The following is an 11,051-nucleotide window of genomic DNA, read 5'->3' on the forward strand; positions in this document are numbered from 1 at the left end:
CGGTTCGGGTAGCGTCGTCGATATGAGGACCAGGCTGATATCCATGCGTTGGGGATCGTTGCTGTCCGGTCTGCTGCTGGCCCTGTCCGCTACCGCCCTGGCGGTCGCTCCGCAGGCGGCGGCCGCCACCGGAGTCGCCGCCGTGGGGGAGGCCCTCAAGGAGGGGCCCGTGTATGTCGACCCCCGGGCCGAGGCGCAGCTGCCGAAGGCGGAGGCCGACGCGCTCGCCAAGAAGATCAAGGACGCCGGAAAGCCGGTCTTCGTCGCCGTGCTCCCGGCCGCCGCCGAGTTCCCGCAGGACAAGGTGCTCGCCGCCGTCCGCGCGGAGACCGGCATCACCGGGCTGTATGCGATCCGGCTCGGCGAGGGGTTCAACGCGGGCGCCGACCGGGCGGTCATGCCGGCCAACGCCGTGCGCAACCTCACCGAGGCGGTCAAGACCGGCGCCCCGGTCGACGCGAGCACCCAGCTCAACAACTTCGTGGACCAGGCGCTGACCCAGACCAAGGGCAGCGCCCCCGCCTCCTGGGGCACCACCGGCGCCGATGACGGCGTCCCGGTCGGCGGGCTGGTCACCCTCGGCGCGGTGGCCGCGGTCGGCGGCGGCGGCGCCTATGCGCTGGTCCGCCGGAACCGCAAGAAGAAGGAAGAGGCCCGGCGCGAGGCCGTCGAGCGGCTGAGCGTGGTCGTCGACGAGGACATCACGGCCTTCGGTGAGGAACTGGAGCGCCTCGACTTCCACCCCGGCGAGCCCGGCGCCGACGACGCGATGCGCGAGGACTACGAGCGCGGCCTCGACTCGTACGAGAAGGCCAAGCAGATCATGACTTCCGTGCGGTACCCGGAAGAGGTCACCGGCGTGACCCAGGCCCTGGAGGACGGCCGGTACGCCCTGGCCTGCCTGGACGCGCGCCGACAGGGCGAGCCGGTGCCGGAGCGCCGCGCGCCGTGCTTCTTCGACCCGCGCCACGGGCCGAGCACCGAGGACGCGACGTGGGCCCCGGCCGCCGCGGCGGCGCGTACCGTGCCCGTCTGCACGGCGGACGCGGTGCGGCTGCGCGACGGACTCGACCCGGCGGTCCGTACGGTCGACACCGAGCGCGGACCGCGGCCGTACTACGACGCCGGCCCGGCGTACGGTCCCTGGGCCGGCGGCTACTTCGGCGGCGGCATCCTGCCCGGCCTCCTCATGGGCACGATGCTCGGTTCGATGATGTCGACACCCGCCTACGCCGCGGACTACGGCGGCGGCTACGACGGCGGGGACGTCTCCGGGGCCGACTTCAACCCGTCCGACTTCGGCGGCGGGGACTTCGGCGGCGGCGGATTCGACGGCGGTGGTTTCGACGGGGGCGGCTTCTAGGTCCTGTCTGGAGTTCCAGCGTGGGAGAAGGAGCGGTGTCTGGTGCCGTCGGATCCAAGGCGGAGGAGGGAGTCGACGCGGAGCGTCGGCGACTGACGACAACGCCGGCAGCGGCGTGCCGGACGCCGCAACGCCGGGGGGACTCCAGACAGGACCTGGAGCGGGCCGCCCCCGGGTCGCCGTAGCCGGTCAGCCCTGCTTGATGGCGGAGATGTCGAAGGTCAGCTTCACCTTGTCGCTGACCACGACGCCGCCGGTCTCCAGAGCCGCGTTCCAGGTCAGGCCCCACTCCGAGCGCAGGATGTCGGCGCTGCCCTCGAAGCCGACGCGCTGGTTGCCGTACGGGTCGGTGGCGGAACCGTTGAACTCCAGGTCGATGGAGAGCGGCCGGGTGACGTCCTTGATGGTGAGGTCGCCGGTGATCCGGTAGGTGTCCCCGCCGAGGAACGCGGCCTCCGTGGAGCGGAAGGTCATCAGCGGGAAGGCCTCGGCGTCGAAGAAGTCGGCGCTGCGCAGGTGGCCGTCGCGGTCGGCGATGCCGGTGTCCACGGAGGCGATCTGCACGTCGATCGACGCCGTGGAGCGGGCCGGGTCCCCGCCGTCCAGGTGCAGCGTGCCCTCGTACTCCTCGAAGGCGCCGCGGACGTTGGTGACCATGGCGTGGCGGACGGTGAAGCCGATGCGGCTGTGGGCGGCGTCGATGACGTAGTCGCCCGTGAGCGCGGCGAGGGCCGGGTCCACATCCAGGGTGGCGACGGCGGCGGTGTTCTCCAGGGTGCGGCGGTTGAAGAGGCCCATGACTTACTCCTCGGTAGTGGGTCCGGTGTGGGAGTGTCGAAACGGTTGAACGTTCAACAATCTCGACACCACCGACACTAGAGCCGTTCCGTTCAAATTTCAACCACTGGTGGCCGTGTAGGTGATTTCTGTGTAAGTCCTACAAACGCGGTTGGCTCCATCTGGCGGAGTCCTTACTTCCACCGGTGGTTCTGTGCGGGCCGGACAGTGGAAGACTCCCGAGACTGTGCGGAATGAACGGAGGTTTTTCATCACGATCTTCGTAAGGTCGGTACATGACCGTTGTGGACCAGATCCCGAGCGAGCCGACGGACGCCCGTGGGCGCGTGGCCGAGCTGCACTCCCTGCGCGAGCAGGCGCGGCGTGGACCGAGTGACCGTGCGACCGAGGCCCAGCACGCGAAGGGCAAGCTGACCGCGCGCGAGCGCATCGCGCTGCTCCTCGACGAGGGTTCCTTCAGGGAGGTCGAGCAGCTGCGCCGCCACCGCGCGACCGGCTTCGGCCTGGAGAGCAAGAAGCCGTACACCGACGGTGTCATCACCGGCTGGGGCACGGTCGAGGGCCGCACGGTCTTCGTCTACGCGCACGACTTCCGGATCTTCGGCGGCGCCCTGGGCGAGGCCCACGCCACGAAGATCCACAAGATCATGGACATGGCCATCGCGGCGGGTGCCCCGCTGGTCTCCCTCAACGACGGCGCCGGCGCCCGTATCCAGGAGGGCGTCTCGGCGCTCGCCGGCTACGGCGGCATCTTCCAGCGCAACACCAAGGCCTCCGGCGTCATCCCGCAGATCTCCGTGATGCTCGGCCCGTGCGCCGGCGGAGCCGCGTACTCCCCGGCCCTCACGGACTTCGTCTTCATGGTCCGTGACACCTCGCAGATGTTCATCACCGGCCCGGACGTGGTCCGCGCGGTGACCGGCGAGGAGATCACCCAGAACGGCCTCGGCGGCGCCGACGTGCACGCCGAGACCTCCGGCGTCGCGCACTTCGCGTACGACGACGAGGAGACCTGCATCTCCGAGGTGCGCTACCTCATCTCGATGCTGCCCTCCAACAACCGCGAGAACCCGCCCGTCCACGAGACGAGCGACCCGGCGGACCGCCGCAGCGAGGTCCTCCTGGACCTGGTCCCCGCGGACGGCAACCGCCCGTACGACATGCACAAGGTCATCGAGGAGCTCGTCGACGACGGCGACGTCCTGGAGATCCACGAGCGCTGGGCCCGCAACATCATCTGCGCCCTGGCGCGCATGGACGGCCAGGTCGTCGGCATCGTCGCCAACCAGCCCGCCCACCTCGCCGGCGTCCTCGACATCGAGGCCTCCGAGAAGTCCGCGCGCTTCGTCCAGATGTGCGACGCCTTCAACATCCCGATCATCACGCTGCTGGACGTCCCCGGCTTCCTGCCGGGCGTCGACCAGGAGCACGGCGGCATCATCCGCCACGGCGCCAAGCTGCTGTACGCGTACTGCAACGCCACCGTCCCGCGGATCTCGCTGATCCTGCGCAAGGCCTACGGCGGCGCGTACATCGTCATGGACTCCCAGTCCATCGGCGCCGACCTCACCTACGCCTGGCCCACCAACGAGATCGCCGTGATGGGCGCCGAGGGCGCGGCCAACGTCATCTTCCGCAAGCAGATCGCGGACGCCGAGGACCCCGAGGCCATGCGCGTGCGCATGGTCAAGGAGTACAAGGCCGAGCTGATGCACCCGTACTACGCGGCCGAGCGCGGCCTCGTCGACGACGTCATCGACCCCGCCGAGACCCGCGAGGTGCTTGTCAGCGCCCTGTCGATGCTCCGCAACAAGCACGCCGATCTGCCGTCCCGCAAGCACGGCAACCCGCCGCAGTAACCGCGAAGGAGATCTGCCACCCCATGACCCACGCCTCTGACACCCTGCTCCGCGTCGAGAAGGGCAACGCCCAGCCCGAGGAGCTGGCCGCGATCACCGCGATCCTGCTCGCCCGCGCCGCCGCCACGCCCGAGAAGACCCCGGTCCGCCTGCCGCGCCAGGCCGGCTGGCGCCGCCTGGAGCGCACCCCGGGCTTCCGAGCCCCGCACAGCTGGCAGGGATGAGCCCCGAGCTCCCGAAAGCCTCCGAAGGCCCCGCACCCGTCCAGGGTGCGGGGCCTTCCGCGTACCGCCGTACGTACCGCCGCGCGCGACGCCCGACGCGGCCCGCCCAAGGCGAAGGCCCCCGCGTCGTGGACACAGGGGCCTGTCTGATGCGGCTGCGGCGCCGGTTCCTACCGCAGGCGCGCCATGAGGGCGTGCTCGACGAGCGTGATGAGTGCGCTCTTGGCGTCCGCGCGGTGGCGGGCGTCGGTGGTGATGATGGGGGCGTCCGGGCCGATCTGCAGGGCCTCGCGGACTTCCTCCGGGGTGTAGGGCTGGTGCCCGTCGAAGCCGTTGAGAGCGATGACGAAGGGCAGGCCGCTGTTCTCGAAGTAGTCGACGGCGGGGAAGCAGTCGGCGAGGCGGCGCGTGTCGACGAGCACGACGGCGCCGATGGCGCCGCGGACCAGGTCGTCCCACATGAACCAGAAGCGGTCCTGGCCGGGAGTACCGAAGAGGTACAGGATCAGGTCCTGGTCGAGGGTGATGCGGCCGAAGTCCATGGCGACCGTGGTGGTCGTCTTGTCACCGGTGTGGGTGAGGTCGTCGATGCCCGCGCTCGCGGACGTCATGACGGCTTCGGTGCGCAGCGGGTTGATCTCGGACACGGCTCCGACGAACGTGGTCTTGCCCACGCCGAAGCCGCCCGCCACCACGATCTTCGCGGAGGTGGTGGAGCGAGGAGCCGCTCCGCCGTTAGAGCTTGCGAAGTCCACTGAGCACCCTTTCGAGCAGTGTCACGTCTGGCTGGCCACCGGCAGACTCGTCGCCGCCGGGCTGGTGAATGGCGACAAGGCCCGCCTCCGCCAGGTCGGCGACGAGGATGCGGGCGACACCAAGAGGAATGGAGAGGAGTGCCGAGATCTCCGCGACGGATTTGATCTCCTGGCACAGGCGGCAGATGCGCTGGTGCTCGGGCAACTGCCCTTGCAGACGAGCGGGATCCGCCGTGGTACTGACCAGCGCCTCGATGGCGAGCTGGTAGCGCGGCCGAGTACGGCCGCCGGTCATCGCGTACGGGCGCACCAGCGGGTTGTGGGCCTTCGGGGCCGGCTGCCGCGCGGCGCGCGGAGGCGGCTGCGCAGGCATCTGGGGCTGCTGGGGCTGTCCGTACTGCTGGTAGTGGTTCTGCTCCGGCACAGGCCGGCTTGGCGCGGAGGGGAAGTTGAAGCGGTTCTGGTCGTGCCCACCCTGCGGCTGCTGCGCGCCGCCATAAGGATGTCCTCCGGGTGTTGTCACGTCTCCTCCTCCGACTCCAAGTACGCAGTACTCCCTGTGGAACCGCGCCACCGCACCCTACGGTGCGATGGCGCGAAACGCACTGCCTGTTTGCTAGTTGAGAAGGCTTCCCTGCAGTTCGGCGCGCAGGTCCGGGGTCAGGACACTGCCCGCGCGATCCACCAGAAGAGCCATCTCGTAGCCCACGAGGCCGATGTCGCACTCCGGGTGCGCCAGCACGGCCAGCGAGGATCCGTCCGAGACGGACATGAGGAAGAGGAATCCCCGGTCCATCTCGACCACGGTCTGGTTGACGGCGCCGCCCTCGAAGATGCGGGAGGCACCGGCGGTCAGCGAGGTCAGTCCGGAGGCCACGGCCGCCAACTGATCGGCGCGGTCGCGCGGGAATCCGTCGGACATCGCCAGAAGGAGTCCGTCGGCGGAGACCACCACCGTGTGCGACACCCCGGGGGTGTTGTCCACGAAGTTGGTGATCAACCAGTTCAGGTTCTGTGCCGCCTGGCTCATCGGGCTCACACTAACGCTCCTGGTCATAGCTGTTACTTGACTGCTCAGTACCCGCGCTGCGTCCCTGCTGGACACCTCGCCGCAGGTTGCTCAACCTGCCGCGGACGTCCTCCGGAGCGCGGGAGACCTGGGGGCCGCCCTGCGGGGTCGTCTCCGCTGCGCCCTCGACCAGGTTGGCCTTGGGCACGCGCCGAGGGAGACCGGACGAGGTGACCCCGCCCGCCTTCGGCTCACGGAGTTTGGCGGCCTGCTGCCAGCGCTCGTCGTTGCCCGAGCGCCACGCCGTGCCACCGTCCTGGTCCTGCTCCGGCGCCGCGGCCTGCCGCTGACGCTGCGGCCGCTGCTCGAAGAGGGACCCGGAGGACTCCGCTTCCTGCTGTGCCGGCTGCCGCTGCTGCTGGCTGCCGCGTCGCGGCAGGCCCGCTCCGGTCATCTGGTGACCGGTGTCGGCAGCGGCGCCCGGACGGTCGAAGCCTACGCGCTCCGCGGCCGGTTCGGGGACGGCCTGGGATTCCGATTCAGTCCCGTAATCCTGCTGGTAGGCAGCCGGATACGTGTTCTGTTCGGGCCACTCGGCCTGCCCCGACCGGGCTTCGTACCCACCGTCGTAGCCCTGAGTGCTCGACTGCTGGTCCGGGTAGCCGTCTTCCGTATAGGCGTAGTCCTGCTGCGGGTACGCCTCGTATCCCTGCTCGGAGGGCTGTCCGTCGTACGCGGGTTCGTAACCCTGCTCGGACTGCTGCTCGTAGCCCTGGTACGGCTGGTAGCCGTGCTCAGGCTGAGGTTCCGGATAGTCCTGTCCGCCCTGTCCGGGGTAGCCCTGCTGCTCCTGCGGGAAGCCGACCTGGGCCTCCAGCGCCGCGCGGCGCTCCTCGCGGCCGAGGGAGCGGACGACAGGGTCCAGGCCGGGTCCGTCGCCGCCCTGCTCGTAGCGCGAGTCGTCGAAGCCGAGCTCCGCCGCCGTACGCATCGGGGCGGCCTGCTGGGCCGTCTGCTCCGGGATGATCTGGGAGACCGTGAAGTCGTCGTCCGGGATGCCCTCGCCACCGCCACCGTGCGTGATCGCGTCGGGGAGCATGATCAGCGACGTGGTGCCGGCCGCCTCGCCCGAAGGGCGGAGCTGGACGCGGATGTTGTGGCGGTCCGCCAGTCGGCCGACCACGAACAGACCCATGCGCTGCGAGATCGCGGCGTCCACGGTCGGCGGGTTGGCGAGCTTGTGGTTGATGTCCGCGAAGTCCTCGGCGGTGAGGCCGATGCCCTTGTCGTGGATCTCGACCATCACGCGGCCGTCGGGCAGACGCGTGGCGTTGACACGCACCTTGGTCTGCGGGGAGGAGAACGTGGTGGCGTTCTCCAGCAGCTCGGCGAGCAGGTGCACGAGGTCGGTCACGGCCTGGCCGTGGATCTCGGCCTCGGAGACTCCGGAGAGCTCGATGCGCTCGTACTGCTCCACCTCGGAGGAGGCGGCCCGGAGCACGTCCACGAGGGGCACGGGCTGGTCCCAGCGGCGGCCCGGCTCCTCACCCGCGAGGATGAGGAGGTTCTCGCCGTTGCGGCGCATACGGGTGGCCAGGTGGTCCAGGCGGAAGAGGTTCTCCAGCTGGTCCGGGTCGGCCTCGTTGTTCTCCAGGTCGGTGATGAGGGTCAGCTGGCCCTCGATCAGCGACTGGTTGCGCATGGAGAGGTTCGTGAAGATCGCGTTGACGTTCCCTCGCAGGAGCGCCTGCTCGGCGGCGAGCCGGACCGCTTCCCGGTGGACCTGGTCGAACGCGCGGGCGACCTCGCCGATCTCGTCCTGGGAGTCGATCGGGATCGGGGAGACACGGGTGTCGACCTTGCCCGGGTCGGTACGCGAGAGCTGGTCGACGAGCGACGGCAGGCGCTGCTCGGCGATGTCGAAGGCGGCGGTCCGCAGGCGGCCCATCGCACGGCCCATCTGGCGGGCCATCATGCCGGCCAGGATGAAGGCGGCGAGCAGGGCCACGACGACGATGGCGCCGTTGGTGATGGCGTCGGCGCGGGCGTCGTCGGAGACCGCGACGGCGTCGTTGACGGCCTTCTCGAGGAGTTCCTTCTCGACCTCGTCGTAGCCGTCGAACTTGGAGGTGGCGGCGAACTGCCACGCCGCCGGCGTGGTGCCGCCGTCGATGACCTTCTTCTTGGGCTCGCCGCTGGCGATGGCCTCGGTCATGCCGGTCAGGATCGACTTGTTGATCGGCGAGACGGGCGGGGACTTGAAGGGGGTGCCGGCCTGCTCGGCGGCGGCCTTGGCCTCGGCGAGCTTGGCGGCGCCCTCTTCGCCCTTCTTCGCCATGACCGTCTTCAGACGGGTCACGTCCTCCTCGGTACCCGCCGCGACGTACTCGCCGATGGCGATTTCCTCGAGGTAGGCGTAGGAGGAGAAGGCGACGAGCTGGGCCTTGCGGGTGTTCTCGTCGGCGCTCGGGCGCACCAGGAGGTGCGTGCCGACGGAGCGCTGGAGCGAGTTCGCGGCCTTGGCGAGCTGGATCGCGTAGACCATGCGGCCGTACGAGGTCACGTTTCCGGTGCCGAGACCGAGCTCGTTGGCGAACTGCATGAGGTAGTGCTGGACCGTTACGTAGCCCTCTTCGGTCGGGATGGGGCCGAAGGAGGTGGGCGGGTTCTTCTTGGGGCTCTCGATCCCGGCCTGGTAAGCGGTCTGGCGGACGTCCGTCAGCTTGGGCTCCTCCGTGCGGAAGAGCTCCAGACGCCGTTCCATGCCCTGGTTCTTGGGCATGTCCTGGACGACCTTGTCGAAGTTCTCCTTCGCGGCGGTGGTCGCCGCGTAGGCCTTGTTGACCTTGTCGTCCTTGGTCAGGCCGTTCAGGAGGGGCTCGGCCGTGAGGTCACGCTCGTTGAGCAGTGCCTGGCTGTATTCCGAGGCCGCCTGGACGACCCGGGCTATCTGCTCGGCGTCCTTGGCCTCGTTCCACGTGTCGACGGAGCCCTTCACCTGGAAGCCGCCCATGACCAGGCCCACGAGGGCCGGCACGAGCAGGATGGCGTTCAGGCGGGTCGGCACGCGCCAGTTGCGCGGAGAGAAACGGCTGGTGCTTCCACTCTTCACAGGCGGTTCCACGGGCACGTCGACGGGCGACGCGGCCGCTCGCGGCGGCGGGGTGAAGTTGCCGCGCGCGGGTTCATCCGCGGGGCTTGCGTTGCTTCGCCTCACTCGACCAACAACCTCTCGGCGGTGCTACTAGCTAGTTCGTTGAATTCCAGCACGGTTGACGGCCCTGTTCCAAACAGTTGAAATCCGCCGTTCCTAGAGACTTATGCCTCACATAAATCGGACATAAAGAGCGTCCCGCTGCAAAAACCGGGGTGGATGTGAGCGCAGCGGTACCGCGCGAACGCATCCCGTTGTCAACCGGCTTCAATTCTCTGTCGAAACGTTATGAACGACAGGGGCGGGCCGTGTCATACGACACAGCCCGCCCCTCCCGTGCGGCAGTTGAAGCCACGGCGCTACTTGAGCCGCGCCATGAGGGCGTGCTCCACGAGCGTGATGAGTGCGCTCTTGGCGTCCGCGCGGTGGCGGGCGTCGGTGGTGATGATGGGGGCGCCCGGGCCGATCTGCAGCGCCTCGCGGACTTCCTCCGGGGTGTACGGCTGGTGCCCCTCGAAGCCGTTGAGCGCCACGACGAAGGGCAGGCCGCTGTTCTCGAAGTAGTCGACGGCGGGGAAGCAGTCGGCGAGGCGGCGCGTGTCGACGAGCACGATCGCACCGATCGCGCCGCGGACCAGGTCGTCCCACATGAACCAGAAGCGGTCCTGGCCCGGGGTACCGAAGAGGTACAGGATCAGGTCCTGGTCGAGGGTGATGCGGCCGAAGTCCATGGCGACCGTGGTGGTCGTCTTGTCACCGGTGTGCGTGAGGTCGTCGATGCCCGCGCTCGCGGACGTCATGACGGCTTCGGTGCGCAGCGGGTTGATCTCGGACACGGCTCCGACGAACGTGGTCTTGCCCACGCCGAAGCCGCCCGCCACCACGATCTTCGCGGAGGTGGTGGAGCGGGGAGCCGCTCCGCTAGATGTTCCGAAGGCCACTGAGCACCCTTTCGAGCAGCGTTACATCCGGCGTGCCGCCGGCCTCTCCATTGCCCGGCTGGTGGATGGCCACCATGCCGGCCTCCGCCAGGTCGGCGACGAGGATGCGGGCCACGCCGAGCGGCATGGAAAGCAGTGCGGAGACCTCGGCGACCGACTTGACCTCGCGGCACAGGGTGCAGATGCGCTGGTGCTCCGGGAGCAGGCCGGACAGGTGCATCGGATCGGCGGTGGTGCTGACCAGCGCCTCGATGGCGAGCTGGTAGCGGGGCCGGGTCCGGCCGCCGGTCATCGCGTAAGGACGCACCAGCGGCTGATCGCCTTCCGAGTACGAGTCTCCGTACGCATCGGGGTAGGCGGGGGGCGGGGTCATGGATCCTCCGGGCTGGACAGCAGTGGTCAGCGTGCCGTCTGACGGGGCGGCCGGTGGGGGGAACGGTATGACGGCCTGGCGGTGGTACTGGATTCCGGGGCTCGGGCCCCGGTCTCCCGGCCGGTAGTACCGTCCGGCCGGGAGCTGGGAAGTCAGCCGAGCAGGCTTCCCTGCAGTTCGGCGCGCAGGTCCGGGGTCAGGACACTGCCCGCGCGATCCACCAGAAGAGCCATCTCGTAGCCCACGAGGCCGATGTCGCACTCCGGGTGCGCCAGCACGGCCAGCGAGGATCCGTCCGAGACGGACATGAGGAAGAGGAATCCCCGGTCCATCTCGACCACGGTCTGGTTGACGGCGCCGCCCTCGAAGATGCGGGAGGCACCGGCGGTCAGCGAGGTCAGTCCGGAGGCCACGGCCGCCAACTGATCGGCGCGGTCGCGCGGGAATCCGTCGGACATCGCCAGAAGAAGGCCGTCGGCGGAGACCACCACCGTGTGCGACACCCCGGGGGTGTTGTCCACGAAGTTGGTGATCAACCAGTTCAGGTTCTGTGCCGCCTGGCTCATCGAACTCAA

11 protein-coding genes are annotated in these 11,051 nt (G+C 69.3%); 3 read left to right on the forward strand and 8 right to left on the reverse strand.

Annotated features, from left to right (window positions below; translation table 11 throughout):
* The first annotated feature begins 22 nt into the window (after positions 1 to 22).
* A complete protein-coding gene (locus ACFWFZ_RS05315; protein WP_387116924.1) occupies positions 23 to 1,363 on the forward strand; it encodes a hypothetical protein in 1,341 nt (446 codons plus the stop codon).
* A gap of 189 nt (positions 1,364 to 1,552) precedes the next feature.
* Here the strand turns inward: ACFWFZ_RS05315 and ACFWFZ_RS05320 are convergent, their stop codons facing one another.
* Positions 1,553 to 2,161 (reverse strand): YceI family protein, encoded by a 609-nt coding sequence (locus ACFWFZ_RS05320; protein ID WP_387116927.1) that lies wholly within the window; start codon positions 2,159 to 2,161, stop codon positions 1,553 to 1,555.
* A gap of 275 nt (positions 2,162 to 2,436) precedes the next feature.
* Here ACFWFZ_RS05320 and ACFWFZ_RS05325 point away from each other — a divergent pair, with 275 nt between their 5' ends.
* Together ACFWFZ_RS05325 and ACFWFZ_RS05330 are read left to right on the forward strand one after the other, a co-directional pair.
* Entirely contained in the window at positions 2,437 to 4,020 is a 1,584-nt protein-coding gene (locus ACFWFZ_RS05325; protein ID WP_387116930.1) for an acyl-CoA carboxylase subunit beta, read from the forward strand.
* 23 nt (positions 4,021 to 4,043) lie between these two features.
* Positions 4,044 to 4,244, forward strand: a complete 201-nt coding sequence (locus ACFWFZ_RS05330) for an acyl-CoA carboxylase subunit epsilon (RefSeq protein WP_387116933.1) — start codon at positions 4,044 to 4,046, stop codon at positions 4,242 to 4,244.
* 170 nt (positions 4,245 to 4,414) lie between these two features.
* On the opposite strand, the gene ACFWFZ_RS05335 is transcribed toward ACFWFZ_RS05330, so the two are convergent.
* The 7 genes from ACFWFZ_RS05335 to ACFWFZ_RS05365 all read right to left on the reverse strand — a co-directional run bounded on the left by ACFWFZ_RS05335 (position 4,415) and on the right by ACFWFZ_RS05365 (position 11,042).
* The gene (locus ACFWFZ_RS05335; protein ID WP_007266770.1) at positions 4,415 to 4,999 is read right to left on the reverse strand and encodes an ATP/GTP-binding protein; all 585 of its coding nucleotides are present in this window, start codon (positions 4,997 to 4,999) and stop codon (positions 4,415 to 4,417) included.
* Positions 4,980 to 5,522, reverse strand: a complete 543-nt coding sequence (locus ACFWFZ_RS05340; protein ID WP_030037348.1) for a DUF742 domain-containing protein — start codon at positions 5,520 to 5,522, stop codon at positions 4,980 to 4,982. Before ACFWFZ_RS05340 ends, ACFWFZ_RS05335 begins: the two co-directional genes overlap by 20 nt.
* Before the next feature lie 93 nt (positions 5,523 to 5,615).
* Positions 5,616 to 6,029 carry a roadblock/LC7 domain-containing protein gene (locus tag ACFWFZ_RS05345; protein WP_030037347.1) on the reverse strand — a complete coding sequence of 138 codons (414 nt, stop codon included), beginning with the start codon at positions 6,027 to 6,029 and terminating at the stop codon, positions 5,616 to 5,618.
* 10 nt (positions 6,030 to 6,039) lie between these two features.
* Positions 6,040 to 9,225 (reverse strand): nitrate- and nitrite sensing domain-containing protein, encoded by a 3,186-nt coding sequence (locus tag ACFWFZ_RS05350; protein ID WP_387116937.1) that lies wholly within the window; start codon positions 9,223 to 9,225, stop codon positions 6,040 to 6,042.
* Between the two features lie 296 nt (positions 9,226 to 9,521).
* Complete coding sequence (locus ACFWFZ_RS05355) at positions 9,522 to 10,103, reverse strand: ATP/GTP-binding protein (RefSeq protein WP_046776286.1); 582 nt, start codon at positions 10,101 to 10,103, stop codon at positions 9,522 to 9,524.
* Positions 10,084 to 10,476, reverse strand: a complete 393-nt coding sequence (locus tag ACFWFZ_RS05360; RefSeq protein ID WP_030037344.1) for a DUF742 domain-containing protein — start codon at positions 10,474 to 10,476, stop codon at positions 10,084 to 10,086. The genes ACFWFZ_RS05355 and ACFWFZ_RS05360 overlap by 20 nt, the downstream gene beginning before the upstream one ends.
* Before the next feature lie 152 nt (positions 10,477 to 10,628).
* Positions 10,629 to 11,042 carry a roadblock/LC7 domain-containing protein gene (locus ACFWFZ_RS05365; protein ID WP_030846990.1) on the reverse strand — a complete coding sequence of 138 codons (414 nt, stop codon included), beginning with the start codon at positions 11,040 to 11,042 and terminating at the stop codon, positions 10,629 to 10,631.
* Positions 11,043 to 11,051 lie beyond the last annotated feature (9 nt).

It is taken from the genome of Streptomyces sp. NPDC060232 (genome assembly GCF_042726555.1).
Classification (GTDB): domain Bacteria; phylum Actinomycetota; class Actinomycetes; order Streptomycetales; family Streptomycetaceae; genus Streptomyces.